This window comes from Flavobacterium sp. UBA7680 (assembly GCF_002482975.1).
Lineage (GTDB): Bacteria > Bacteroidota > Bacteroidia > Flavobacteriales > Flavobacteriaceae > Flavobacterium.
Map to the genome: position 1 here is coordinate 116,746 of NZ_DLHA01000028.1, position 25,398 is coordinate 142,143.

Here is a 25,398-nt window from a genome sequence, read left to right on the forward strand (position 1 = left end):
TTTCATGAAAAAGTTAAGCGAAATGAACTAATTGATAGTTCTTTAATATTATTTTTCGGAATTATAGAATAACTGTTATCCTTATTCCACAGTATTAGATTTTCCTGAAAAGGATTTAATTTTTCCTGCAAAGTCTTTATTAAAACATGCCATTCCAAATCATAGCCCGAAGGCATTAAAAAACCTTCTTTAAACCAATATGTATTACCTTTTAAAGGCAATAATGGAGTTCCGATAATTAATGCTTTATTATCAATAACAATCCATCGTAATGGTTCAAGTCGAAATTTTGGTGCCGATTCTATATAAGATTTCAATTCCTCATAATCTACCAGCAAAGCATAAGCTTCTTTAGCATCTTCTGAACGTTTTAAAGTTATTTGAAGCGTATCGCTGATACCAAAAAAGTTGTGATTGAACTTTGGTAATGAAACCGACAAAGCACGCAAAATTGGTGTCCACAACAATCCAGAAGGCAGTTTTTTAGAAGGAAGTTGTTTGCCCTTCTCAAACAGCAAATTTTCCTTCAACACGTATATTTTGATATACGGAATCTGCAGGATCTCGGCTGAATTTATCTGTTCAGCCGAGAAATCCTTAATCCAGATTGTATTTGTTTCAAAAGCGATTTTGAGGTTTTCCCAATGCCGGACTGATCCTAAAAAATCTTTATGTTCTTTATTAATTTCTAAAAAATACATTTTAAATAGTTTGTAGAATTTTCTGCCACAAAGATTCTATATGTTCCTGTATATATTTTTTCTGTTCTGAATCCTTAATCCAGTCACAACGCGTTTGAATGTATCTCAGTTTATCCTTTATTACATTTTGTTCTTCAAAAGAAAGCGAATCATCCTGCCATTTTTCGGTTAGATAATTTACTTCTTTCATCACACTTTCGGCATCTGGTGTTTTATTGTACAAAGCCTGCGGATGTGCTTCTGTCGAATTATCTTTTTCAATAATTTTATTAATAATCCCTTCCAGAATTTCAATCTGTTCTTCGTTGTCCCAGATATATTTTAAAACCCAGAAATCAGATACAATTGATTCTTTTCTGCCACACATTAAGGCACTTGCCGCAATAAGGTTTTGAAGTTTAACCGCACGTCGGTCAGATACTTTAATTCCCGTATTTCGAAGACTGTGAATAATATCTACATATTCGTTTCGAGTTGCAGTTAAATCTACCTGACGGCAGAGTTTTTGCAGTTCCTGAACTTCGGCTGCAGAAATTGTCGGCACTTCCTCAACAGCAGATCCTTCCAGTTTCCATCCCGCCAGCAATACCTGATGCAGCAAATCCGGCTCTACATAATCACATTTTATACGAATTAGGAAACGGTCAAGCAAAGCATTTAGCGATTCATCTTCGGGCATAAGGTTACTTGCACCAACAAACATTAATGCGGGCAATTTTTTAGTTTCCTTACCACGACGAAAGATTTTCTCGTTAAGTGCCATCAGCAAACTATTCAAAATAGCCGAGTTGGCATTAAAAATCTCATCAAGAAATACCATCGAAGCTTCTGGCATCATTCCGTCAGTATTGGTGATCAATTCCCCTTCTTTCAACTTTCGAATATCAAAAGGTCCAAAAATTTCGTTTGGTTCGGTAAATCTGGTCAATAGATATTCAAAATTTTTATCCCCTTCAATTCCTTTAGACAATGATCTTACAATAGCACTTTTTGCCGTTCCCGGAGGCCCAAGCAAAAAGGCATTTTCCCTTGCTAGTAATCCAATCCCAAGAAGGTCGATAATTTCATCTTTACCAACAAAAGTTTCTTTAATATGTTTTAAAACGGCATTTAATTTAGCTGTAGCATTCATTAGTTTACTTCTATTTTTTATTCGTTTACTTTTTTTAAAGTTGTGACCAAAATAGTTTTTGGTAATCGCCAAATCCTATTTCTAATTGTTTTTTTATAAAATCAGGCTGTGCCCATTTTATGGATTTTCTTTGAACAACCCTGTCAATATAAAGCTGCAGCAAACAATCATTTGCTTCGATTATTTCAAAACTTACATTTTCAATATCTAATTCAGAACCAATGGCTGAATAATGAAACTGGATTAAATGTTTTTCTAAAATTTCAATAATCAAATCTTCGGGGTCTAATCTTTTTATTTCGCCAACAATCTGCGGTAAAAACCGTAGACAAAGGTCAGCCGAAATAATTGCCGAAGCATCTTGTATTTCTGCATAATCCGGCAAAAGTATATTAAGGTCATCTCTTTTATGTTCCCTGTGCAATAACAATTGTGTGGCAAGATATACCGTTTTGGCAGCCCATAAAGCAGCTTCTGCATTAAAATCGGGTGCTGTTCCCGGATATTCTAAAATTTCCTTTTCGTATTCTGTTTCAAGAAACAAAACGGCTTCTGTTTCTTCTGTTTCAGAAATTGTGATGAGCTTATCATACAAAATAACCTGTTCAATGGTTCTGAGATGATAAATAGTATCTAAAAAGGGTGTTTTTATTTTATCCATATTTTTAAATTATGCCGTTTGCATCAAATTATTATTTTATCGAAATCCAGTATTGGCATACTCTATACCGACAAATATATTATTAAATACGAGCGTTTGTCAAAATATTATTCTCGCTTTTGCAATTGTTTTGAACACAAAGATTATGTGCACTTATTGTGTTAAAATAAAAAGAGAAACCACAGCTGCAAAAACACCTGCAGTTTCCTTCTGCAGCTATCAACTATCCTTTTGATAACTGCTCTTAACAAATTAAATTCTAATTTTTAAGGCACCAATGCAAAATCTTGGCGATGTTTTTAGCATCGTCAATTCCGCGGTGATGTGTTCCTTCTAGCGGAATATTCAGCATATGTAAAGCACCGTTCATTCCAGTCGACCTTTGCAGACCAAACTTTTCGGCAAAATGTTCTTTTACATTGATATGCTCATCTCCCATTGGGTATGAAATACCAAACGATTTACATTGTTTTTTAAGCATATTCAGGTCGTATTGACCGTAACTTGCCCACGTATATAAATCGGGATTATATTCGTCGATTAGCTCATTAATGGCATCTTCAAAACTCACACCGTTTTTATCCAGTAAATCCTGAGTTATGGTGGTTAATTCCGTACAAAACGGACTCACGTGCGAACGCTGCGGCTTTATCAAAATCCCCTTGTTCTTGGTAATCTGCCCGGTTTCTGAATCTAAAACGGCTAATCCGATTTCGATAATTTCATTTTGCTGACCCTGCGGGACCGCGCCCTGCCAACATGTGGCTTCTAAATCAATGATGATAATTTTATCTGTAGTTTTCATTTCTTTAATTTTTAAATATTTTATAATTCTCTATCTCCAAAAGGAGCTTTCCAATCTTTCTTCATAATGATTGCTTTTACTTCATCATAAGAAAGTGGTTCATAATTGTGGCAGTCTACGCCAACATCAAAAGAACGTGATGTTTCATCGTCAAACAAATGACCGTGTGAGTGGCCGTATAAGTGCCATGTTCCTCTAAATGAACTTCTCCACACTTTCATGGCGTAGTGAAACAAGATTATTTTCTGTCTTCCGTTTGGTGCATCTGCATCTTCAACGCTTAACTCGTAGTAATCTTTAATCCACTCAAATCGCTTTTTATAACTTAAAGCCGATTTATCGTGATTGCCTTGTACCAGAAAAATTGAACCGTTTAACTGGTCTAAAATTTCTTTTGTTCGTTCTGGTCTTGCCAGAGAAATATCACCTAAGTGATAAACAATATCCTTCGGACTTACCTTTTCATTCCATCGTTTAATGAGCTCCGAATCCATTTCTTCTACTGTAGCAAATGGACGCTCGCTAAACTTAATTATGTTTGTATGACCAAAATGATGGTCAGACGTAAAAAATATTTTTTGATTCATTTTAATTTTAATTTTTAAACTAAAACCACCAGCGTTCCCGTTGATGGTTTTTCATTATTTCACGAAGATTTCCTTCAATTGACCAATTACGTTTCCGCTTCCTGAAATTGTGATTTCTCCAATTTTATCGGCGATTTTTTCAACGTATCCCATCTCTTTCAATTTCCACAACATTTCGTTTTCTTCCATCAGCTTTGCTGTGTTCAATAAACTTCTTGTCGAAGCGGTTTCTTCTCTTCTCATAATACTGTTGGCCTGTGCTTTTTTCTCGGCAACCAAAACCTGATTCATGATCTCTTTCATATCTCCAGGCAGGATTACGTCACGAATTCCGGCATCAGAAATCGTTAAACCTAAATCTTCTATTTTAGTGGTTACTTCTGCTAAAATAGCTTCGGCAATGGTATCTTTTTTAGCCAATAATTCGTCTAAAGTTAATCCGCCGACAAAAGCTCTTAAAGCCAGCTGCATGGCAACATACAATTGTTTTTCAAAGTCTTTATTGTCAACTAAAGCTTTCATGATATTCACAACTTGGTATCTCACAAAAAAGTTGATTCTTAATCCTGCTTTATCTTTAGTCAATAATTCTTGTCCGGAAATTTCTACTTGTTGCTGTCTCATATCGATTGTTTTAACTTCGATTGTAATCGAGTTATTCCAAAAGTAATGTGTTCCAGATTTCAATTCTTTAACGAAAGTTCCGTTCACAAACAACAAAGCTTTGTCGTTGCTTGCTACAATAAATTTTCTAACAAAGTATTTCAATTGAGTATGTTCCAATAAGTTTACCGGAATATTCTCTGTAATTTCAATTTTAGAAAGATCTGCTTTTTTGAATTCGTTTTTCACAATTCCTTTCCAGAAAGGATGTCTTCCCGGAGTCAGCGTTCCTTTAAAGTTTCCGTTTACGAAATGCAAAACAATTTCGTTATCGGCAACCTCAACAACTTCAAGCATTGAAGCCAAAACTTCATTCTGCAATAAAATGTTCAATTCAAAAGGAGCGTGAAAAATGGCATTCATATCATAGATCATCACATTTTTGTCTCCAAAAACCCAGTGTGAACCTTCTTCTAATACTTTAATTAATTTTCTGTTTTCGAAAAGCAAACCCACTTGGTATGCTTCGATTTTAATTCTTTTTATCATGTTGTTTTTTGTTTCAAGTTTTTCTTGTTTCAAGTTTCAGGTTATGAAACACGTGAAAATCTTTGTTTATTTTTTGCCACAGATTTCTCAGATTAGAATGATTCTCTTTGTTCTATGTTCTATGTTCTATGTTCTATTCTCTATCCTCTTGCTTCTATATTCTATATTCTATATTCTATTCTCTATCTTCTTTAAATAAAAAAACCTCTTTGCCTTTCTCCTCCGAAAAAAACGGATGAAGAGTTTGTAATTTGTTTACCCGAATTGTTTTCGATTGTATTTTGTAGAAATGATCCCCAAATCATCTTAACAATCAAATCGAAAAGAAAACAAGTATTTCAAAAAACATTGCTTTTCGCACTGGCTTTATCATGAGTGTGAAATTTTAGATTCAAAAATCTTAATTTCACTGACAAAGACAAATCAGCTTTTTTTCATGGTCATCTTTTAAAGAGTGATGGTCTCTTTAACATAGATTTACAGTCTATTGTTGACTTACCGCTCGTCCAACTACCCCATCGGGAGTAGTGCAGGAATCGAACCTGCGTTAACTTCTATTGCTCTAACCAGACTGAGCTATCACATTGCTGCGAATGGGAGTCGAACCCATGACCCATAGATTTTGGTGGGATAGTTTTTTGGAAAACCATCCAAAACCTCCAAACCAAGCTGCATAGAAAAACATAATTCACTTTCGCGGAAAGTTCCCTACAATGGTGCTATACAGAAACACGCAACTGGACTTGTTTGATATTTTTAATCAAAGCCAAAACTTTGATGTATTTCATTTTATAAAAGAACTTGTTTTATTTTCTGAACAAATATTCAAATTGCACTGCGCAGTAATTTTGCGCAGTGCAAAAATTTTTAGTTAATCCACTCTATTACAGTCGATAAATAGACTTGTCTAACCTCTTCAAATCGGGTTATATTGGGAATATGATTAACTTCTAATAAATATTTAGAACCGTCTTTTGCAACGATGTAATCATTTCCTATCATATCCATCTGCAAAACATTCTTGATATAAAGCGTGTCTTCTAACAAATCCTGATCGACAGGCATGAAATTGGCATTATCAGGATGGATAGATTTTAACCAATCGTCACCTTCCAGTTTTATCTGCCAATAGGTATCGCCAATCATCATAATACGAACGGCGTCACCTTCAAAATAAGGTTCAATAGTTGCGGTAAATTCGCTTTCCCATTCTCCGGTAAAACGATGTTTGTTTTCACCGCAATGCCAGTTTCCCCATTTTGCAATCGTGTCTCCGGTTGTGTTGACAGAAGCGCCTGCACTTATAAATCCGCGTGGGGCACTGAATCTTGAAAGAGATAAAGCTTTTACCAGACAAGGAATTTTAAAACGGCAGTCCAGCATTGCTGAAGCCTTTGGATAACAATCGCCATTCCAGATCGCAAGACCCGAAATAAATTCAAAATCATTGTCGTAAATTCCGTAATAGACGACTTTATCTACAGGTAACATTCCAACTCCATTCGATTTTTCCATATACAAAACCTCATCCTTAACCACAATTTTAGGTATAGACTGATGCCAGATAATATGTCCTGAATACTGGGCTTTTATAATGTCATATTCTTCCTGTTCAATTCCAACAAGGGCTATTCGGTTGTATTTTTGTTTCATCGTTTTTAATTTTAAATGTTACTTGTTTTTTACCTGTTGAGCATAATTTTTTTAACACATAGTAACATAGATTTTCTGCCTCAAAAAAGGCGTTTCACTTGTTTAAATACACAGAGTTAGCTATGTGAGAGAAATATGTTTCTCTTTTGTATTCTTTACTCTTATTTTAAATCTATGTTTCTATGTGTTGAATATTTTTTCACGAATTACATTCAATAGGTTTGTTTTTACTTTTTAAACGGCTTCGAGTTTTAGGCGTTTGATTCCGAAATCTGTTTTTCTTAATTTGCACATTCTACCGTCTGAAATGTGGTGGAAAACAATTCCTTCAATATCATTTTCTGATAAGGTTTTTTCTAAATCATCGAAATCAAGACTTACAAAATCAAGAATTTCGCTACCGTGTTTTACCAGAGTATGTTTCTCAAAACTTTCAGGGTTACCTTGAACTTTTGGTCCGCATAACTCGTATGTTCCATCTGTTTTATCTTTTAAGCGGTCAAATGCTTCGAAGAAATGTTTGTCCTCAGATTTTGAACGATCGCATTTTAACCAGTGCGGGTGATGTCCTGTAATTAAATCTGCTTCCTGACACGGAATCGCATTCGCCGGAATCGTACGTCCTTTTTTGGCGTCGAATCTTTTGTATAATTCTCCGTTGATAATGGCCGAAGATGTACCGTCAAATTTTCTCGTTGCGATTGCTTCTCCGTTTAGTACCCATGCATTTTCTGCATTAATTTTATTTACTACTCTTGCTAAGTTATTTGGGTCTTTAGCAAACAATGTGCTTATCTTTTTCATTTTTTAATGTTTAAATTAAACTTCAAATTTTTCTGCCACCAAGGCACTAAGACACTAAGTTTGTTTTCTGTTTGCGTCTTTGTGCCTTTGTGGCTATAGTACAGGAAGAGAGACTCGAACTCTCAAAAAACTGATTCTAAGTCAGTCGCGTCTACCAATTGCGCCATTCCTGCTTTTAATTACCATCAGGGTTCCAACCTGAAATTTGTGGAAATAGTAGGATTCGAACCTACTCAGTCAAAAGACAACGGTTTTACAGACCGACCTAACTCTCCAACTTTAGCGTATTTCCATTTGTCTGGGAAGCAAGATTCGAACTTGCGACCTCCCGCGTCCAAGGCGGGTAAACAACCACCGTTATCTTCCCAGTTTTTTTTTATTTTGCCACGAAGACACTAAGGCGCAAAGGTTATTTTTCTTAGCGTTTTGGCGGCTTTGCGAGAAAATTGCTTGCCAGCTCTTTTTACAATACTTTGTCAATCTCTCGCAAAGTCGCAGAGTCGCAAAGTTTTTACTTTAAGTAAATCTGCTCTGCGTGAAACAAAAAACTTTGCGCCTTAGTGCCTTTGCGGCAAACTCGCGGCTCATACGGGAGTCGAACCCGTTTCTCCCGAGAGACAGTCGGGAAGGTTAGCCAGTAACCCCAATGAGCCAGTTCCTTCTAGAGAACGAGTGATTTTGGAAGGATTCGAACCTTCGACCATCTGCTTAGAAGGCAGACGCTCTATCCAGCTGAGCTACAAAATCATTAATTTTTGGGCATAAAAAAAGCACCCGGTTAAAGGTGCTTTATAAATTCAATATGATATAACTATCCTATTGCCTGTATTGATGCACCTGTGTTGTTAAACGTCCAAGATCGAATCTCGGGTCTAGCAGTTGTGTGTTATATGTGTTGTTATGTAAAGCCATTTTGTAAGTTGTATTATATTTTGAAATTGTTGTTGTTATTTGAATTTCTGTTTTCAGATTTTCTTCGGCAAAGATAAAGTCGAAAAAATCAATTATCCAAATCATTTTTAAAATTATTTTACTGACTGTCAATTAGTTACATTTAAAATTAAAACATAGAAATCCTTGTCCGCATACTGATGCAGATTCCTTTTTGTATCAAATGACTGTCTCTCATCAGATTACTTTTCAAGATTATATTTCGCTATTTAGATTATGCATTAAACATTTGGTCAATTATTTTTTTAATTATTTTTAGTTAAGGTTTATTTTTTATCATTTTACTTGTCATGTTGAGCGAAGTCGAAGTGCTTTTTAACCGAAATCGAAATGCCTTAAAACAAAAAAAGCGTCCCGAAATAAGGACGCTTTTATATTTTATGTTGAGTTGAACTCTAAAATTTACATTTCAATTTCATAAAAATACATGATACATCCTGATATTTTAGCCGGAAGATTTCCTGCTAAGTGATCAAAATATTGTCTTACTGAAAGTATCATCTGTATTTTTTGTTTTTTTATTACGGGTGCAAATGTAAGTTATTTAATATTCATGATGTTGATGTTTTAAAATTTTTCTTGTTCTCTCATATTGTGAAAAAACTAAAATCAGCAAATTGAGATTCTCATATTTAAGTTTTTTCTTTGGTAGCCCTCCGAATACTTTCTGACCACCCCAAAGTTTCACAGGAGCAAAAAAATCAATTTTAACACCTAAACCCATATTATATTATACATGTTATGTTCTTTTTATCTTACACGAATCAAATAGATTACTGTAATATTTCTAGGCCTAGTTTCAGATCCGCCCGTAGCTGATGTAGTGTAACTGGCAGGATCCCAAGCAAAATCTGATACAGATCCCCTACCGCTAACTTGCCTTGTAGCTGAAGCTTGATAACCGTGAGTATGACTTTTGAAAATGTCATCCTGGAAATCGCCAACTTTTGTGTTATCTGGGTTACTTTGATTACTCATTACAGGATTAGTATGCAAACCTTCATTTATATCCATAACATTTGCTCCGCGTAAGAATACTCCTCTTAGGTCTGGAGTCTTAGTTATAAAATTTCCATTTGGAACAGTTCTCCCATCGCATGGCAACCAAATTTGTTCAGAAGATGATAAGTTTCTTATTTGATTAATATTTAAAAATTGATCATAAGTTACTGTAGTTGATATAATTGTACCAATTGGTGCGTCAGGAAGTTTAGGCTTAACTCTATATATTACATTGATAGTGCCTATATCATCAGTGCCTTTAATTTTATACGTTACAGAGATTGAAAAATCAACGTCTAAAGTTGATTTTGATGAAAATAAAGCAGATACACTACCTCCCTTGTTATTGATTTTTTGTTTGATCCTGAAATTCTTTCCTGTTTCTTTTTCAATCACTTTGTCAACTTGAATACCTTTTATCTTAATATTTGCAAGGCTCAAATTAGTTAATGTAATATTATATTTACCATCTCTTATTTTCTCTATATCAAGAAAAATACTTTTTTCAGCATAATCTGCTGAAGTAAAACTACAAGATATCCTTTTACATTCTAACCACGCTTTTAGTTGGTCTTTCGAATCTGATTTAAATAAATAAGCAATATCATCTATAGATATAAGCCTAGTATTTGTCCATTCTACATATTTATTATTCCAATAGTTGTATTCTTTTGACTGATTTGAATTGTATCCGAATTTAATAGGTACAGATTGTACAACAGCACTAAGGCTCATGTCATTTTGAGCTTTGTTTTTCATCTCACTTCGTTGTTCTTCGTTTGACCGAAAGTATTGATACAACCAATCCCTTAAGTTACTTTGCTTATAATATGTCGTCTTTTCTTGTAATTCGGGATCCAATACTGCGTTGCAAGATTCACAATTATTTGATTCTTTCACTAATGCTGCTTTTTCATTTTGAATTGGTATTTCAAAACTTTTAAATTGACCGTAAGCTGAAATCTTTAATATTATCAATCCAGCTATAAACAATAGATTTTTTTTCATTTTATTTCAATTTTAGTTATTTACTTTAATTAGGTATAATATCACCAAAAGAAAGAGTGATCTCATCTTTCGGTTTCAAGTGCTACTTCTGGATCTTTTATTTTTATCCAACGTTTATATTCAAATCTGCCTTCATCGGATTTGCTATATCCGTTTTTAATGCATCATTTAATTTGCTCCCCATGCTGGATAAATCAACCTTTAAAGCAAGCGAAAAATTACTTTCATAGTTAGGTGATACTACATCTTCATGTAAGCGTTCTGTTTTTTTTGTTATCTCTTCATAATTTTTACAACTTATAAATGCAATTGCAACTACAAGTATTGGATAAAGGTTAAATAGGGCTGTTTTCATGATTTCTAATGTTTTTTAGTTAAACAGTTCAAATGTATCCTGAGAACAGCATATCAATCAATTACCCTTTTGGGTGATATTTTTTTTAAACATTCTTCTTTATTTTTTTGTAAGTTTATCCACGTTAAGCTTTATTTCAAAATATCACCCAAAAGGGTAATTGTGGTCAAAATATTTATTACCCAACTTTGTAATGAAAATGTAACAACATGAAAATAAGAGTTGCCATAGTAGAAGATGATAAACATTACAGTCAGGCGCTGAAGAACATCATCGAATTTCAGGAAAACATGGAATGTGCAGCTCAGTTTTTTAATGGTAAAAGCGCATTGCAAAAATTGGAAGATCTGGAACCAGACGTAGTTTTAATGGACATAAACCTGCAGGATTTATCAGGAATTGATATCGTTTCTAAATTGACAGAAACAATGCCGGGAACAAATTTTATAATGTGTACGAGTTTCGAAAACGACGAAAAAATCTTTTCGGCTTTGCGTGCGGGCGCAAGTGGCTATCTTGTAAAAGGTGATCCTCTCGATAAAATTATTCAGGCTATTCTCGAAGCTCATAACGGAGGCGCTCCTATGAGTTTTAGTATTGCAAAACGCGTTTTACAGCATTTTCAGGAATCGAAAGTACAGGTACAAAGTTTGGCCTTACTTACCGTAACCGAAAAAGAAGTTCTTGAACTGCTGGCACAAGGACTGCTCTACAAAGAAATTGCCGATAAAAAAAATGTCACCATCGACACTATAAAAAAACACATTGGCAATATCTACAGAAAACTACAAGTAAATAATAAAATTGAAGCTATCAATAAGTTTAACACCAAAAACTAAAAATCATGAAAGAAATTGACACTATTAAAGAAAAAGCAACCTCAACTTTTTCAGAAATTTATAACAATCTCTTATGGGAGTTATCTCAAAATTTTAAAGATAAGAGTCATAATTTTGAGCCAATATCTGAATTACTAAAAAAAAGCCTCCAGAATAATTTTAGAAAATCAATTTTAGCGGCAGATGAAAAAATTAATCAAACTTATTCCATGAATAAAAAAATCGTTGATTTTATAATGAGACATGACTTTACAATGCTTCATTTGGAATTAATAGAGTTCGATGCTGCTTTTAGAAATAGTTCATTACAAAATAGAAAAGCAAGATTAGAATTTGCTTGCTATTTTGACAATAAAAAAGATAAATATCTATTAATGGATGTACAAAACGAAATATTATTAACTGATCAAGCAACTGGAAATTTTAGGTTTACAAATCTCTTTAGTAGTAGTTTACAGCCAAAGTTAGATGATTATGTAAATGAAGATTACATTCAATTAGGGAGTAAAACTTCAAACACAAAAATTATCAGCATAAAGAAAAGCGATTTTACAAAATTATTGGAAGATTTAAATTTTTCATCTGAGAATGCAAAAATATTATTTTATCCAATTATAATAAAAGACAGAGATATTCCTCTTTATCGAATTATGGATAAAGATGTCGCTAAATATAAAGATCAGTTTAGTTTATTTATGATAGCTAAAGATTCAACTGGAAAAATTCAAGAAGTTGCACATGATACTTTCTGTTTAAATCCACCTGACAATTGCTAATTTATGTTTTTAGCTTATTTATATCTTTTAACAATAGCTACTTGTCTTGTCTTTTCTATTCAAAATAGATTGGCAAGACAAAGGCATTTTTGGTTCTATTTCAGTATAGTTCTTATTATCGAAACTACTAAAATTTTTCGTTGGGGAAATTTCTCATCAAAAATTTACGCTTATGGCTCTTTAGTTTATATTTTATACTTTTTATATTATTACTTAATAATAAAAATCAATAAATTTTTAATTAGCTCCTTAGTAGCAGCCTCAACTATATTATGTTTTTATTTTATAATAAACTCTAATAAAGACTATCCAATAGCTGTTGGTGTTTTAATGAGTTTAGTATACATTATATTGTCCTTAACATGGTTCATTAATCAAATAATACATACGGATTCTATTAAAATAGCCAACAAACAAGCCTTTTGGAATAGTTTTTCTTTATTAACATGGTCAACATTTTTCTTATTCAGATTGATTCCGATGTACTGGCTTAATCTCAATGATAATGCGTTTTTAGAAGATCTAAATTTTGGGTATCAAATAATTACTATAGCATCATATTTCATTTTTCTTAGAGGTTTATTTTGTAAATTTTAAAAAAGAAAGAAATGAACAATGATATAAAACTAACTTTTATTATTGCTATTATCATAATGCTGCTCTTTGTATGCTTCATTATTATGATGGTTTTTATTTACAACAAAAAACAACTGATTCAACAGCAGGAAAACCAAATAAAAGAAAGCGAATTCCAGAACCAATTACTGCAAAAAGAATTAGAACGCCAAAAAGCCATTGAGCTCGAAAGAGAACGTATTTCGCAAGATATGCACGATGATCTGGGTGCGGGAATTTCGGCTATAAAACTTCAGGCTGAGTTTTTAAAATATAAAATGCCACAGGAAAATTATTCTAAGGATTTAGAAGCGATTATCAATACTTCTGAAGATATGAATTTAGCCATGCGGGAAATTCTTTGGAGTTTAAATTCGCAAAATGATACTATTGACAATTTTATAGAGTATACGACTTTGTATATCAAACGTTTCCTGAGCAAAACCAATATCGAATCGCAATTCAATTCGAACATTCACGAACAAGAAACCAATTTAACGGTTAAAGCCAGACGGAATCTTTTTTTAGTCGTTAAAGTATACAAACACAGCAAGGCAAACGAGGTTTTTCTTGAATTTGACCAAAATGAAGATTCTTTCAGCATTACGATTACCGATAACGGAATTGGATTATCTGAAACCACACAAAAAGGAAACGGCATGAGTAATATGTCTTTAAGAATGGAAGCTATAAACGGAACTTTTAAAATTGTTCCTGCACAAAATGGTCTTCGGTTATTATTTGTATATCCATTACAGGATTAAGTTTAAAATAAAAATAAGTCTTGCTGAAAAGTGAGAAAAAAAAGTATATTTACAAGCGCAAAAAACAACCAAAATTGTTTTTTATCAAATTGATTTTGTATTTTACGGAAAGCTATTTTTCTCAAAAAAAATAAATATCTTTGAACTATGAGCACAGAAACCAGACCCAGAAATATTGGCCGAAATATCAGCCGAATAAGAGAGCTTCGCGGCATGAAACAAGGAGCACTTGCTGATGCTATTGGCACAAGCCAGCAGACTATTTCCAGCATTGAAACCAGCGAAACTGTTGAATTCGAAAAATTGGTACAAATTGCAAAAGCACTTGGCGTGACGGTAGAAGCTATTGAAAATTTTACAGAAGAATCTGTTTTTAATTTCTTTAATAATTTTTACGATAATAGTGCCAATAATGGTCAAGGAAATGGAAACACTAATCATAATGCTTGTACTTTCAATCCTCTTGATAAAGTTGTGGAGCTTTACGAACGTTTGGTTCAGGCTGAAAAAGATAAAGTTGAATATTTAGAGAAGTTGTTGAAAGAGAAATAAGGATTTTCTTTTTCTTTTATATAAAATTGGAAAAGCGCAACCTTTTTAAAAGTTTGCGCTTTTTTGGTTTTATAAACTCTAATTTTTGACTTATAATGCTTCTATTAAAAACATAATTAATTTTTCTTTACTAATTTCTGTATTCCAAATTCTCTCTTCATTCAAATAAAAAGAAAATAACTCTTCTTGAGAATGTTCAAAAAAAATCTTTCTAAAAGAGAAAATTGGATTATCAGATTCATAACTAAAATCTAGAGAAGTTGTATTTATTTTTAATCGTACATTAAACTCTTTATACCTGTCTTTTTCAAATTGCAGATTATATAAAACATCACATGATATAATATTATCTTCCAGTTTTAAATTATAAAATGAGATATTATAATGATAATATAATAATTCAGATAATTTTAAATTAACTTCAGATCTATCTTTTAAAAAACTCCATTTTTTATAACCGTCAAATACGTACTTTAATCTATTATTAGAATCATAAAGACATCTTATTTCTTCAGGTTCAAAAGAATTTTCTTGTTTTTTGAGTTTTAATTTAAAAATAAAAGGCTCATAAATTCTTGCTTCTGTATCAGGAATAAATGGAAAAATTGATTTAAAAAAAGAATTATTAGTTTTTTCCTGACTACTGAACAGTTCTTTTTCAAACTCATCTATTGTATATGTAGTTTGATTAGAATAGTAATTTAATACTTTATTAGAATCTTCAAAATTTACAATTACAGTATTGTGATCATAACCTAATTCACTTTTAAAATTATCATAAGAAATTTTTCTGGCATACTTTAAATCCATTTCATCATTTTTAAAAACAACTCGTGTAATTTCTCTACCAAAAAGATCCTGAACTAAAATTCCTTTATAATGTCCAATTTCTAATGTCTCAATTACAGTTTCAAAAATATCATACACGAAATATCCGTTTTGATGCTTTTTATTATGATAAACAATATAATTACTTGTATAATGAAATTCGAAATCTTCTAGTTTTTCCTGATCAGAACAATAATATTCTATAAAAGAGCAGGAATTATTTTTATAGGTTTTAATTTCTTTTGTAAGCTGGTTTATTTTTACTTCTTTCTGATATTCATATACTTTATTAATTTCAACTTCTGAAATAATTTGACCAAGATGGTTTTTATAAATAATTTCTATTTCTTCTTTTGAACTTTCTGGAATTTCCGAAAAAAAGGCTTTAAAAAAGGTATTTTCTGTTCTTTTAATATAGGTATCGAATTTTAGATTTGGCATTTCCCAAACTGTATCCTCCCACATAGAATCAGACCCAAAACCACAATCATCCCTATAAGATATTGCACCAGAATCATCATATTTAAAAATGCTCAATATCTGAGATTCATAATTATTTTTGTAACAATACTTTATTAAAGAATGGGTTCTAAATTCATTACTCAAGAGATAATTAACACTCAACAATTGATCTTGATAATTGTACACTTCATTTCTTTTTTCAATTACAATTCCTTTTTCATCATACTGAATAGCTTCCCAATATGTGCAATTATTTTTGATTATAGGTTTATGATAAAAACAATATTCTATTCCGTTTTGCATTACTGCTAAAAAGTCTTCGATATTTTCTTCGTTATAGAGATAATATGTTTTTGAGGTTACTTTCCCATATTCAATTTTTTCAAATAATCGTTTCTTTTTATTGATATATAAAGTCTTATAAAAGAAAATCTCCGTGAATATATTTTCAAATGCAATTTTGTTCTTGGAATAATAATCTAAATACTCAATAAATACTTCCGGAATATTATAATCAGAATTAGGAATTGCTGGATAAAATGACTTAAAAAAACTTTTATCTATTTCTAACTGGTATTTCTCTGAAAAATTATTTGCAAAGAAAAACTCCTGAAAATTCATTTCTATATCTTCATTTGAAAAATAAGCTGATTCAAAATCTCCATTTTCAAAATAGTTTACTCTAACAACAGAATCTCTTTCAATTTTTCTTTCTAAATGTGAATATCTTGCATCAGTTTTTTGAGTTTTTGAATAAGACGATTCTTGAAAGTTTTTTAAAGCTGGAAAAGATTCTACAACTAAATTTTCTTGTATATCTTTAATTACAATACTTTGTTTATTGAGAGTTCTAAAATCATAACTTTGAAACAAATAAACAGAAAAACCTAACTTATCAAATAATTTTTGATAAAAATTTCTATTTAGAAATTGATTATTTTCTAATAGTTTTTCTTCTATTGATTCGTTTTGTTGCAAATAATAAGTAATAAAATTATTTTGCCCGTTAGATGAGATATATTCAACTTTTATTAAATCATTATCATAATAATAGTTTTTAAAATAAGATTTTACATTTTTAAGTTCTTCTTCTGAAAGAACTTTTTCATTTCTAGATCCTTTATAAATAATTCTTTCCATTTGCACTAAAATACTATAATATCTATAAAAAGCAAAGCCTTTATTTCGTAAGATTAAGTTTACAATAAAGTTAAAGCCTTTAAACCAAGTACAAACACCTGATTTAAAAGCTAGCAAATAATTTTTATAATACTTTTTTATTTTAAAATTAAAGGTGTGCAAGGACTCGAACCCGCATCCTCCTGTTTAGCAAACAGACGCTCTTCCAGTTGAGCTAACACCTTTGTATGAATGCCAAGAAGTTTTTTAAGCTTTAAACCTTTAGCCCTAAAAAAAATCAATCATCTATTTCTTCTTCTTTGGGAGCGGTTTTATTGCGGGTTGCTATTTCCCAATTTTCTTTTTGATAGGGATTATCAATTTTGTCGAGCTGAACTAAAAAACGAAGTATATTTTTCTTTGGATCATTATTTTGTATTAAAACCCTAAAACCATATCCTTCTACAGATTCGATAAATTTGTCGGTTATTGGATTTTCCTGATAGTATTCGATCATAACATTAATTTCTTCAACAAACTGAGTATTGGCAGCTAAAAAGGTTAAGAGTTTTAAAGCTGTATTTTTTCTAAATTGAATGTCTTTTAACTTATTTCTATCGACTTTGTATTCGGTATCAAAAGTTAGTGATAAGTTATCGCAGCCTCCTAAATCGGCTAAAATAAGCGTATCATTCTTTTTATATACTTCTCCAATAGTTTCGCAGTAATTATGCCAATCGATGTCGCGAACACGTTTAGTAACTTCGGGTATATCATCAAAAATTGTTTTAGATTCTAACTTTGCCAGCTTACAATCAGACAAATAGGATTCTTCGTATAGGTTTCCGTTTTTATAAACAAACGACAAAGAAGCTGTTTTTAAATTGTCGTTTGAATAAGTCCTGAAATTTTGCGTGATCTTGACTTTAAATTTATCTCCGGCAAATTCTGCTTCATCAATTATATTATAAGAAAATGGAGCATAGCCTAAAATGGTATGCTTTTCTTTATAATTAATGGCATCTTTCATGATGTAATAAACGTAGCATTGGTTTGTATTTGCGTTTCCGCCCAACATTCCGGTTGAATCTACATTTAGTACATAATCGATAATTCCGTCGTTGTTAAAATCCTGTTCTTTTATAATATCATACGAAACAGAATAAGGATCTCCATCATTTGAAAAATGTACATCGTAAGGTGCTTTTTCTGTTTGCAGATTATCATACTTATCTTTTCCAATATCTTCTAACATGACTTTTTTCAGAAAATTACTTTGCGTTTCATTCAGGATTCTGCCTTCTATTTCAGGTTCAACTGCTGCAACTTCTTTTTTATGACTTGTTTTAAGCTTTTTGGGTTTCTTTTCTTCTTTACAAGAAAACATTACTAGTAATACTGCCGAAAATAGAATTAAGCTGCTTTTTTGAATGTTCATTATTTTAAACTTTTCTGATATTTATTTTATTCCTGATTGTTCCAAATGTAATTAAACATCGAAGTTTTGAACCAAGTAATTACACGTGTTTTTTTGTCTGCGTTTTTAAAATGCCACGAAGTCACAAAGCCACGAAGTTTTTTAAGTTTTGAACCTTTGTATCTCTGTACCTTTGAGCCTAAAAAAGTAAGGTGTACGGGATTCGAACCCGCAGCTTCTTGCTTGCATGACAAGCGTTCTTCCAGTTGAACTAACACCTCTTTGTATAAATGTCAAGAAAAAAGCTTTGAACCTTTGTATCTCTGTAACTTTGAAGCTTAAAAAAAAGGTGTGCCTGGACTCGAACCTGCATCCTTCCCCCGTGGTGAGGAATACTCTTCCAATTGAGCTAACACCTTAGTGGGACATTTGGGACTCGAACCCAAAACTTCTACGGTGGTTGTAATTGTTTTTCCAATTAAACTACTATCCCATTTTTACCATTGCGAAACTTTGTAGTTTTTCAACAAGACCCCAAATATACTTTTTCCTTCTATTCCCTGAACTATGGGATCTAAAATTCTGCTGGCTCCATCTACAGAATCTAAAGGCGGAATGTAACCCTCTTCAAATTGTTTTTTCCGTAAACTTTCCTTGGCACCGGTCGAAATCCAGCCGACATCAACGCTATTCATAAAAATAGAATCATCGGCAAATTCTTTGGCAGAAGTCAGCGTCATCATATTCAATGCTGCCTTTGTCATATTGGTATGCGGATGAAAAACCGTTTTATTGGTATAACTAAAAATTCCTTCAGATGAAGTTACGTTTATTATAAAACATTCCTGAAAAGCAGAGTTGAGAAACAAGGGTTTTAATTCTTTTATTAAAAAATAAGGTGCAATTTGGTTGATTAAATTGACCTCAACCAATTCATACATGCTGATTTCTTCTAAGGTCGAATTCCAGCTTGTTTTTTCGCGATTGTCTACAGGCTGTCCAAAACGTGTTAGCTTGAGTTCTGTTTTTTCATCAGAACCGTATTCTAGAGCTTTTACTTCCTTAACAACATTGGTTTGATTAGCAATAAGATTTCCGTTTGATTTAAAATCTAACAGCAGTTTATTTTCTTTGCTAATTAAAGGCACATAATATTCATCTGGATATTTTATAGTTTGCGCAGCATTGTTGATTAAAATATCTACGCTTTGAAATTTAGATTTATAAAACGAAACAAAATCGTTTATGGCGTTTAGATTTCTAAGGTCTAAGCCGTATACAATTAGGTTTTCTTTCCAAAGTTCAAAATCATTTTCCTGACGAAACTGTTCCAGAGCGAGTGCCGGAAAACGTGTTGTAAGCACAACATTGGCATTATTACGTAATAATTTTAAGGCTGTTGCAAATCCTACTTTTACCCTTCCGCCGGTTAAAATGACATTTCTTCCTTTTAAATCTATTTTTTGAAAACGCTTTTCATAATTTTCTGTTGCGCATTCCGGGCAAAGGCGTGTGTAAAAACTATGTGCAAATTTGTATGGTTGGTTGCAGCAATAACAGTTTTTAGGCAATTTTAATGCTGTAAACTGCTGCTCATCCGGATTTTCTTTTTCGGCAAATAATGTTTCTCCGCTTAATGCTTTTGCTGCTAATTCCGCATTTAAACTTGTGTTGAGATCTTCTTTTCTTTTTGAAGTATAACTGGCACTACGCAAGTTCTTTTTTGCGTTTTTATGAATCTTAGTAATCAAACCCGAAAACAAATCATTATCAGGATTATCAAGCGGAACTTCTTTTAATGTTTTCAGAACCTTGATACAAGTTTCCCATTCTTGATCACTAAAAGCATATTTTTTATTTTCTTCCATTTTATTCTTCTAAAAAATCTTCTAAAAATCCTATGAATTTTTTCCCATCGGCAGACCAGCGCATTCCTTGTCCGTTACTTAATCTGATTTCGTATACCAAATCGTGTTTGTAATGATAAAATATATTCCACCAAGTTTTATATCCAATCATGTGATGCAATAATTTTTCGACCATAAGCCGTTTTTGATTACGGTTTCCTTTTATTTCTCCCAAAATGCTTTCGCTGACATTTTTTCTGCCCACGTGTTTTTCCCAAGCTCTTTCAGCAACAGAAATTTCATCGTTAAAAGGCGCAAAACAACTTTCAAATAAATTTATTTTTGAAGGAGGAATTCCGGTTTCGTCACATTTGCTTGCCGAAGTTAATCTTTGTCCCAAAATAAGCAAAATAATATCAAAAGGCGTTTCTTGTAAAGCTTTAATAAGACTTGATTTTATTTCATTTGAATTACTTTCGAAATCCTCCAAAACTTTTTTGAAGTAAAACATTTTATCTTGTATCGAAACTATAATTTCCTCTTTAAAAAAAGGTTTTCTAGAAACTTCTGCATTTTGATTGTAAAAGAAGATAAGGTTGGCCGCAAAGAGATACAGATTTTCGTCGATTAAAAACAAATCATATTTTGTTTTCCATTCTTTATCGAGATAAGGAATTACTTCTTTTAATTTATTAAATAATGGAATGGGATTCATATTTATTCACTGTAAATGATCGTTTCGTGGACATTTAAATCTTCTAAAATATGTTTTATCAAATTAAAATTAGCCAAGCAATTATCTAAAATCCAGGCATCAGAAGTTATGGCGATTAAATTTCTTTCGGCAATTATTTTATCTGGGTTATTTACCAGTTCTACTGTCCAGTTATAGTTGTTTATTGAAGCTATTTCTTCAATTATTTGTTTTAGTTTACCACTATTTGAAACTGGTTTATCAAATAACCAATAGGCTTTTTTAATTTGTTGCTTTACAAAGAAATCAGCAATAATTTCGATTGCCTGTGAAGTCTGTTTTACTTTTTTGTAAGTTCCGTAAACACTTGACAAATCTCTAATAAAGCCATCTAATCCTTTAAAAACATATGCATTTGACAAAATACTTTCCAGCAGAATCAATGCATTAAATCCATCGATGATAATTTCCTTTCCTGCAAGATTTTGAATTTCAATTTCTTTAGATTTCCGATCTTCGATTTGGTTTTGAGAAGCACTCATTCCCCGAACAGCCTGCTGCTGCCGTGAATTAAGACGATACCGATTTCCAACCAAAGCTAATGTCGCTTTTTCTCCATAACCTCGGCTAAGAAAATAACGCATATCTGCAACGGCTTCTTTCAATTTTAACTGGATTTTTAAAGTCCCGAATAAAACATCGTCGCTAGCTTCTTTTCCTCTATTTTTTAGATTTGTCATTTTACTAAATTATAAAACATATTGCGTTTTAAATATTAAAAAAACTTTTAGCGTTCCTAGTTGTTTCCTCCGCCACTTTATCTAAAGTAATCCCTTTAAATTGTGCAATTGTTCCGGCAACAAAAGGCAGAAAAGCAGGTTCGCATCTTCGTTCGTGGTATTTTTTCAAAAGGCTGTTTGGAGTATTTTTTGGAAGCATAAATGGTGCATCGGTTTCGATCATCATTCGGTCAAGCGGAACGTATTGAATGACTTCTTTTAAATGACTGAAACGTTTGGTATCAGAAATCGCTCCCGTAAAACCAAGATAAAATCCGTTATCGAGATAGGTTTTGGCTTCTTGCAAAGTTCCCGTAAAACAATGCACAACGGCTTTTGGCAATTGCGGTAAATAGTCTTTGGTGATATTTATAAAACTATTGAAAGCGGCTCTTTCGTGCAAAAACAAAGGTTTCTGAACTTCGATCGCCAATTCCAATTGGGCTTTATAACATTCTTCCTGTTTGTTTCTGGGCGAAAAGTCACGATCAAAATCGAGTCCGCATTCGCCAACAGAAACGACTTGTTTCTGCTTTAATAAATTCCGCAGTTTCGAAATGCTTTTTTCATCAAAAATCTTCGCATCATGCGGGTGAATTCCAGCCGTCGAATATAATATTCCCGGATATTGTTTTGCGATTTCTAATGAAGCTTCGCTGTTTCGTACGCTTGTTCCCGTTAGGATCATTTGCGATACGTCGGCGTCGATTGCGTCTTGTACAACATCGTCTATGTCGTTTTGGAATTGTTTATTGGTTAGGTTGATTCCTATGTCTATGTATGTTTTCATTTTTTTTGTTTTTGCCACGAAGGCGCTAAGACACAAAGTTTTTTATTTTTAAGGTGATGAAAATTGGAATTTGGAATTTAATCTTTGTCCATTTTCATATAAATCACCTCATTTTTAAACTCGCCCTGAATTACTTTTCCGTAAATGATTTTTGTCCAGCCATTTTCAAATCCGTGATTATTGGCGATTAGGAAACCTTTGTTTGTGTCGGTTTTTATGATTTTATGGGCGTCGATGTATCTGCCTTTTACTTTGCAGAATACGATATCGCCTATTTGGTAATTTTCGCTTTTTATAAATGTTAAGAGACTTCCGCTTTTTAATATGGGTCGCATTGAGTCTCCAAGTGCTTTCATCTTTCCATTGCCGACTGTTTCTAATTCTGTTTTCAGTCGTTCGTATTTGTTATTCATGTTTTTATTTTTACCGCGAAGGTTTTTTTTGCCACGAAGGCTCTAAGACGCAAAGTTTCTTTTTGATCTTTGGTCTGTTTTTAATCTCGCAAAGACGCAGTCCCGATACCTATCGGGAGCAAAGTTTTTTTGCCACAGATTATAAAGATTAAAAGGATTATTAAAAAAATCTGCTGAATCTGCGTGAAAAAATTCTTTGCGAACTTTGCGTAAATCTTTGTGTCCTTTGCGGTTAAAATCATCACAAAGCGTTAGACGCACTGCTGTGCGTCTCTACACTGACCACTAGTCTTCGCGGCTTCCGTCATCCGCCATTCTTACTAATTTTGGGGTAAATTTGGCTACAACATCTACTAAATCTTGCTGTGCTTCCATTACCTGATTGATATCTTTATATGCCATAGGGGCTTCGTCAAGTCCTGCTCCAATAAGTGTAACGCCATGATCTTTCAGTATGGATTTCATCTCGGTTTGTGTGATGTTTTTTATGGCCTGCGTTCTGCTCATTTGCCTTCCTGCCCCGTGTGAAGCGGAATTTATAGCGTTCTCCTCGCCTTTTCCTCTCACCAAAAATCCAGGCGCGGTCATACTTCCCGGAATGATTCCCATAACGCCTTTTCCGGCTGGGGTTGCTCCTTTTCTATGTACGATTACTTCTTCGCCATTCCAGATTTCTTTCCATGCAAAATTATGGTGGTTTTCGACTTTGGCTAAAATTGTGGCGCCCAAAGTTTTTTCCATTTTATTATGGATAATTTCGTGACAAGCCGAAGCGTAATCTCCCGCAAGATTCATCGCAAGCCAATATTCTTGTCCCAATTGTGAATTCATATCCAAGTACGCTAAGTTTCTTGCCACTTCTGGAAGTTTACATTCGTCTTTGGCAATTTTAGTATAATGTCCGGCAATTGTTGCGCCCATTCCGCGTGAACCTGAATGCGTTAACAAAGCGACATATTTTCCTTTTGGAATATTCAAAACGGCATCGTCTTTTGCAAATTCCATGATTCCGAATTCAACAAAGTGATTTCCTCCGCCAGAAGATCCTAATTGTGACCAGGCTTTATCTTTTAAATTCTTCACAAACGGATTCATATTAAATGTATCGTTTTCTAAAACCGCGTGATCTGATTTATATTGACCGTGAAATCCGTGGCCCGCTCCAAAAATAGAATTGGCAATTAATTCTCTTTTGAATTTGGCTTCGTTTTCAAAGTAAAAATCTTCCGGAATATCATAAACTGACAATGCCATTCTACATCCAATATCAACGCCAACACCATACGGAATAATGGCATTTTTTGTGGCTAAAACTCCGCCAATTGGTAATCCGTAACCTTGGTGCGCGTCTGGCATTAAAGCTCCTGCAACTGTAACAGGAAGTTTCATGGCAACTTCCATTTGTTTTCTGGCTCCGTCTTCGATATGATCTAATCCGTAAGCTGAATACGCATTTGGGTTTTCATTTAAAGCGATGAAATCTTCTGGTTTTTCATTTGATTTTTCGATTAAAGCTACGGCTAGTTTGCTGAAGATTTTATCGTCGATATAGTTTTCTGGAGTTTCTAATACGTTTTTAAAGTTTGTGATCATTTGATCGCGGTTAAATCCGTTTCTTTTGCTGTTGATTTTTAACGCAATCCCGATTATTTTTCCTTCCGGGAATCCTAATTCTAATATATCTGTACCGTTTATTTGTGTGTTCATTTGTTTTTGTTTTTTTGATAGTACAAAGGTTGTTTTGTACTGCGCGGTTATTTTGCGTAGATTTAAAATCTTAAAAGTTGTTTCTTCAAATATTCTCGCAGATTATTTCCATACATAATAATATCAGCACCACAAGCAGATATAACAGGTGAAAGATATTTATCTTCAAATACCACAAGAACGCGATAACCAGTCATTGGAATATATCCTACTATTTTTGAAACATCAAAACCTGCTTGAGTAAGTACTAATTCTGCTTCAGATTTGTTTTCATTAATATCATCGATAATCCATCTCGATTTTTCATAATCTTCCGGATATTGATGAAAAACGTTTTTCCGTTCATACTCAATATCTGTTTTGTCTTCTGGATTAATTGAAATCCACTGTGCATCTATATTGGAAAAAATTAACAGCATCTCTCTGTATTCCCAAGGAAAATCAAATCCAAACAATATCTGCAATTTATCGATTTCTTTTCTGCTTATTCCTTTTAAAAATTTAGCATTTGGTTGTATCTGAAATCCCCAGACATCATCGCTAATTTCTATTTTCTTAAACCTTTTTTCAGCTTTATATTTGATATCTTTGATTGTCATCATAAAGTAAATATTTATTTTTTTACATTAAAATTAAAGAGGTAATGTTTAGGAATGATTTAATTTTCTTTGGAACGAAGGAACCATTTCCTGACGACACTCTTTTTTTAAGAGCAATATTGTATAAGTAATAATTTAGGACTCGAACCTAATAAATCAACCAACGAAGTAGCACTTTATACACGGCATCTTATTTTTTGAAAAAGTAATAATTGATGAGAGTATTTTGAACCCTATACGAAGTAGCTCTCACACACGACATTTTTCATTTTTTAAAAGAAGTAAAAAGCAATAAGAGAATTGGACGGGGCTTTGTCTGTGCCAGAGTCGAACTGGATAACCTTGCTGATTTTACAACTTCGTTATTCCTCCCCTAAATTGGAGAC

At 32.8% G+C, this 25,398-nt stretch carries 24 protein-coding genes and 9 tRNA genes; 4 read left to right on the forward strand and 29 right to left on the reverse strand.

All coding sequences use genetic code 11. The features are described 5' to 3' along the window. Positions 1–2 precede the first annotated feature (2 nt). The 16 genes from B3C18_RS11000 to B3C18_RS11075 all read right to left on the reverse strand — a co-directional run bounded on the left by B3C18_RS11000 (position 3) and on the right by B3C18_RS11075 (position 10,811). The gene (locus B3C18_RS11000) at positions 3–701 is read right to left on the reverse strand and encodes a hypothetical protein (protein ID WP_291146602.1); all 699 of its coding nucleotides are present in this window, start codon (positions 699–701) and stop codon (positions 3–5) included. A gap of 1 nt (position 702) precedes the next feature. Beyond that, entirely contained in the window at positions 703–1,833 is a 1,131-nt protein-coding gene (locus B3C18_RS11005) for an AAA family ATPase (protein WP_291146604.1), read from the reverse strand. Between the two features lie 34 nt (positions 1,834–1,867). After that, entirely contained in the window at positions 1,868–2,494 is a 627-nt protein-coding gene (locus B3C18_RS11010; RefSeq protein WP_291146606.1) for a hypothetical protein, read from the reverse strand. 259 nt (positions 2,495–2,753) lie between these two features. Then, the gene (locus B3C18_RS11015) at positions 2,754–3,299 is read right to left on the reverse strand and encodes a 3'-5' exonuclease (RefSeq protein ID WP_053471764.1); all 546 of its coding nucleotides are present in this window, start codon (positions 3,297–3,299) and stop codon (positions 2,754–2,756) included. Positions 3,300–3,319: 20 nt separating this feature from the next. Continuing rightward, positions 3,320–3,886, reverse strand: coding sequence for a metallophosphoesterase family protein (locus tag B3C18_RS11020; protein ID WP_291146609.1), 567 nt, complete (start codon positions 3,884–3,886; stop codon positions 3,320–3,322). Positions 3,887–3,940: 54 nt separating this feature from the next. Continuing rightward, entirely contained in the window at positions 3,941–5,038 is a 1,098-nt protein-coding gene (locus B3C18_RS11025) for a slipin family protein (RefSeq protein WP_291146610.1), read from the reverse strand. Positions 5,039–5,905: 867 nt separating this feature from the next. Next, complete coding sequence (locus B3C18_RS11030) at positions 5,906–6,691, reverse strand: hypothetical protein (protein ID WP_291146612.1); 786 nt, start codon at positions 6,689–6,691, stop codon at positions 5,906–5,908. Positions 6,692–6,925: 234 nt separating this feature from the next. Beyond that, positions 6,926–7,495, reverse strand: a complete 570-nt coding sequence (locus B3C18_RS11035; RefSeq protein WP_291146614.1) for a DUF5565 family protein — start codon at positions 7,493–7,495, stop codon at positions 6,926–6,928. Positions 7,496–7,594: 99 nt separating this feature from the next. After that, positions 7,595–7,668: transfer RNA gene (locus tag B3C18_RS11040), tRNA-Leu, on the reverse strand. 35 nt (positions 7,669–7,703) lie between these two features. After that, a tRNA-Tyr gene (locus B3C18_RS11045) sits at positions 7,704–7,787 on the reverse strand. Between the two features lie 5 nt (positions 7,788–7,792). Continuing rightward, positions 7,793–7,864, reverse strand: a tRNA-Pro gene (locus tag B3C18_RS11050). 211 nt (positions 7,865–8,075) lie between these two features. Further along, positions 8,076–8,148, reverse strand: a tRNA-Asp gene (locus B3C18_RS11055). A 20-nt stretch (positions 8,149–8,168) separates the two neighbouring features. Continuing rightward, positions 8,169–8,242 (reverse strand) — tRNA-Arg (locus B3C18_RS11060). 748 nt (positions 8,243–8,990) lie between these two features. Further along, on the reverse strand, positions 8,991–9,170 hold the full coding sequence (locus B3C18_RS11065) for a hypothetical protein (protein ID WP_291146616.1): 180 nt from the start codon (positions 9,168–9,170) through the stop codon (positions 8,991–8,993). A 26-nt stretch (positions 9,171–9,196) separates the two neighbouring features. Continuing rightward, complete coding sequence (locus B3C18_RS11070; RefSeq protein ID WP_291146618.1) at positions 9,197–10,456, reverse strand: hypothetical protein; 1,260 nt, start codon at positions 10,454–10,456, stop codon at positions 9,197–9,199. 103 nt (positions 10,457–10,559) lie between these two features. Continuing rightward, positions 10,560–10,811, reverse strand: coding sequence for a hypothetical protein (locus tag B3C18_RS11075; RefSeq protein ID WP_291146619.1), 252 nt, complete (start codon positions 10,809–10,811; stop codon positions 10,560–10,562). 209 nt (positions 10,812–11,020) lie between these two features. Between B3C18_RS11075 and B3C18_RS11080 the strand changes: the two genes are divergently transcribed. The 4 genes from B3C18_RS11080 (at position 11,021) to B3C18_RS11095 (ending at position 14,357) form a co-directional block, all read left to right on the forward strand. Next, positions 11,021–11,650, forward strand: coding sequence for a response regulator transcription factor (locus B3C18_RS11080; protein ID WP_291146621.1), 630 nt, complete (start codon positions 11,021–11,023; stop codon positions 11,648–11,650). A gap of 5 nt (positions 11,651–11,655) precedes the next feature. Continuing rightward, entirely contained in the window at positions 11,656–12,426 is a 771-nt protein-coding gene (locus B3C18_RS11085; protein WP_291146623.1) for a hypothetical protein, read from the forward strand. 608 nt (positions 12,427–13,034) lie between these two features. Beyond that, entirely contained in the window at positions 13,035–13,805 is a 771-nt protein-coding gene (locus B3C18_RS11090; RefSeq protein WP_291146625.1) for a sensor histidine kinase, read from the forward strand. Positions 13,806–13,952: 147 nt separating this feature from the next. Beyond that, the gene (locus tag B3C18_RS11095; protein WP_291146627.1) at positions 13,953–14,357 is read left to right on the forward strand and encodes a helix-turn-helix transcriptional regulator; all 405 of its coding nucleotides are present in this window, start codon (positions 13,953–13,955) and stop codon (positions 14,355–14,357) included. 90 nt (positions 14,358–14,447) lie between these two features. Here B3C18_RS11095 and B3C18_RS11100 read toward each other — a convergent pair whose 3' ends face one another. From B3C18_RS11100 to B3C18_RS11160, 13 genes are all read right to left on the reverse strand, one after another. Next, positions 14,448–16,787, reverse strand: coding sequence for a hypothetical protein (locus tag B3C18_RS11100; RefSeq protein ID WP_291146629.1), 2,340 nt, complete (start codon positions 16,785–16,787; stop codon positions 14,448–14,450). 150 nt (positions 16,788–16,937) lie between these two features. Beyond that, positions 16,938–17,011: transfer RNA gene (locus B3C18_RS11105), tRNA-Ser, on the reverse strand. A gap of 53 nt (positions 17,012–17,064) precedes the next feature. Then, positions 17,065–18,204: a hypothetical protein gene (locus tag B3C18_RS11110; protein ID WP_291146631.1), complete on the reverse strand. Its 1,140-nt coding sequence runs from the start codon at positions 18,202–18,204 to the stop codon at positions 17,065–17,067. A 187-nt stretch (positions 18,205–18,391) separates the two neighbouring features. Beyond that, positions 18,392–18,464 (reverse strand) — tRNA-Ala (locus B3C18_RS11115). Between the two features lie 64 nt (positions 18,465–18,528). After that, positions 18,529–18,602 (reverse strand) — tRNA-Gly (locus B3C18_RS11120). A gap of 2 nt (positions 18,603–18,604) precedes the next feature. Beyond that, positions 18,605–18,676: transfer RNA gene (locus B3C18_RS11125), tRNA-OTHER, on the reverse strand. Positions 18,677–18,680: 4 nt separating this feature from the next. After that, positions 18,681–20,051, reverse strand: coding sequence for an SDR family NAD(P)-dependent oxidoreductase (locus B3C18_RS11130; RefSeq protein ID WP_291146633.1), 1,371 nt, complete (start codon positions 20,049–20,051; stop codon positions 18,681–18,683). A 1-nt stretch (position 20,052) separates the two neighbouring features. After that, positions 20,053–20,745: a hypothetical protein gene (locus tag B3C18_RS11135; RefSeq protein WP_291146635.1), complete on the reverse strand. Its 693-nt coding sequence runs from the start codon at positions 20,743–20,745 to the stop codon at positions 20,053–20,055. A gap of 2 nt (positions 20,746–20,747) precedes the next feature. Beyond that, positions 20,748–21,464 (reverse strand): DUF434 domain-containing protein, encoded by a 717-nt coding sequence (locus tag B3C18_RS11140; RefSeq protein WP_291146637.1) that lies wholly within the window; start codon positions 21,462–21,464, stop codon positions 20,748–20,750. Between the two features lie 28 nt (positions 21,465–21,492). Then, positions 21,493–22,293 carry a TatD family hydrolase gene (locus tag B3C18_RS11145; protein ID WP_291146639.1) on the reverse strand — a complete coding sequence of 267 codons (801 nt, stop codon included), beginning with the start codon at positions 22,291–22,293 and terminating at the stop codon, positions 21,493–21,495. 77 nt (positions 22,294–22,370) lie between these two features. After that, positions 22,371–22,706: a S24 family peptidase gene (locus B3C18_RS11150; protein WP_291146641.1), complete on the reverse strand. Its 336-nt coding sequence runs from the start codon at positions 22,704–22,706 to the stop codon at positions 22,371–22,373. Between the two features lie 285 nt (positions 22,707–22,991). Then, complete coding sequence (locus B3C18_RS11155; RefSeq protein WP_291146644.1) at positions 22,992–24,413, reverse strand: RtcB family protein; 1,422 nt, start codon at positions 24,411–24,413, stop codon at positions 22,992–22,994. Positions 24,414–24,475: 62 nt separating this feature from the next. Next, complete coding sequence (locus B3C18_RS11160; RefSeq protein WP_291146646.1) at positions 24,476–25,015, reverse strand: hypothetical protein; 540 nt, start codon at positions 25,013–25,015, stop codon at positions 24,476–24,478. Positions 25,016–25,398 lie beyond the last annotated feature (383 nt).

What these genes read in the sequence shown, in the direction of transcription:
- B3C18_RS11010 (WP_291146606.1), bottom strand. Translation starts at nt 2,494, where the DNA reads ATGGATAAAATAAAAACACCCTTTTTAGATACTATTTATCATCTCAGA.
- B3C18_RS11075 (WP_291146619.1), bottom strand. Translation starts at nt 10,811, where the DNA reads ATGAAAACAGCCCTATTTAACCTTTATCCAATACTTGTAGTTGCAATT.
- B3C18_RS11085 (WP_291146623.1), top strand. Translation starts at nt 11,656, where the DNA reads ATGAAAGAAATTGACACTATTAAAGAAAAAGCAACCTCAACTTTTTCA.
- B3C18_RS11000 (WP_291146602.1), bottom strand. Translation starts at nt 701, where the DNA reads ATGTATTTTTTAGAAATTAATAAAGAACATAAAGATTTTTTAGGATCA.
- B3C18_RS11140 (WP_291146637.1), bottom strand. Translation starts at nt 21,464, where the DNA reads ATGACAAATCTAAAAAATAGAGGAAAAGAAGCTAGCGACGATGTTTTA.
- B3C18_RS11080 (WP_291146621.1), top strand. Translation starts at nt 11,021, where the DNA reads ATGAAAATAAGAGTTGCCATAGTAGAAGATGATAAACATTACAGTCAG.
- B3C18_RS11130 (WP_291146633.1), bottom strand. Translation starts at nt 20,051, where the DNA reads ATGGAAGAAAATAAAAAATATGCTTTTAGTGATCAAGAATGGGAAACT.
- B3C18_RS11100 (WP_291146629.1), bottom strand. Translation starts at nt 16,787, where the DNA reads ATGGAAAGAATTATTTATAAAGGATCTAGAAATGAAAAAGTTCTTTCA.
- B3C18_RS11070 (WP_291146618.1), bottom strand. Translation starts at nt 10,456, where the DNA reads ATGAAAAAAAATCTATTGTTTATAGCTGGATTGATAATATTAAAGATT.
- B3C18_RS11015 (WP_053471764.1), bottom strand. Translation starts at nt 3,299, where the DNA reads ATGAAAACTACAGATAAAATTATCATCATTGATTTAGAAGCCACATGT.
- B3C18_RS11110 (WP_291146631.1), bottom strand. Translation starts at nt 18,204, where the DNA reads ATGAACATTCAAAAAAGCAGCTTAATTCTATTTTCGGCAGTATTACTA.
- B3C18_RS11020 (WP_291146609.1), bottom strand. Translation starts at nt 3,886, where the DNA reads ATGAATCAAAAAATATTTTTTACGTCTGACCATCATTTTGGTCATACA.
- B3C18_RS11145 (WP_291146639.1), bottom strand. Translation starts at nt 22,293, where the DNA reads ATGAAAACATACATAGACATAGGAATCAACCTAACCAATAAACAATTC.
- B3C18_RS11155 (WP_291146644.1), bottom strand. Translation starts at nt 24,413, where the DNA reads ATGAACACACAAATAAACGGTACAGATATATTAGAATTAGGATTCCCG.
- B3C18_RS11065 (WP_291146616.1), bottom strand. Translation starts at nt 9,170, where the DNA reads ATGGGTTTAGGTGTTAAAATTGATTTTTTTGCTCCTGTGAAACTTTGG.
- B3C18_RS11150 (WP_291146641.1), bottom strand. Translation starts at nt 22,706, where the DNA reads ATGAATAACAAATACGAACGACTGAAAACAGAATTAGAAACAGTCGGC.
- B3C18_RS11025 (WP_291146610.1), bottom strand. Translation starts at nt 5,038, where the DNA reads ATGATAAAAAGAATTAAAATCGAAGCATACCAAGTGGGTTTGCTTTTC.
- B3C18_RS11030 (WP_291146612.1), bottom strand. Translation starts at nt 6,691, where the DNA reads ATGAAACAAAAATACAACCGAATAGCCCTTGTTGGAATTGAACAGGAA.
- B3C18_RS11035 (WP_291146614.1), bottom strand. Translation starts at nt 7,495, where the DNA reads ATGAAAAAGATAAGCACATTGTTTGCTAAAGACCCAAATAACTTAGCA.
- B3C18_RS11090 (WP_291146625.1), top strand. Translation starts at nt 13,035, where the DNA reads ATGAACAATGATATAAAACTAACTTTTATTATTGCTATTATCATAATG.
- B3C18_RS11095 (WP_291146627.1), top strand. Translation starts at nt 13,953, where the DNA reads ATGAGCACAGAAACCAGACCCAGAAATATTGGCCGAAATATCAGCCGA.
- B3C18_RS11135 (WP_291146635.1), bottom strand. Translation starts at nt 20,745, where the DNA reads ATGAATCCCATTCCATTATTTAATAAATTAAAAGAAGTAATTCCTTAT.
- B3C18_RS11005 (WP_291146604.1), bottom strand. Translation starts at nt 1,833, where the DNA reads ATGAATGCTACAGCTAAATTAAATGCCGTTTTAAAACATATTAAAGAA.
- B3C18_RS11160 (WP_291146646.1), bottom strand. Translation starts at nt 25,015, where the DNA reads ATGATGACAATCAAAGATATCAAATATAAAGCTGAAAAAAGGTTTAAG.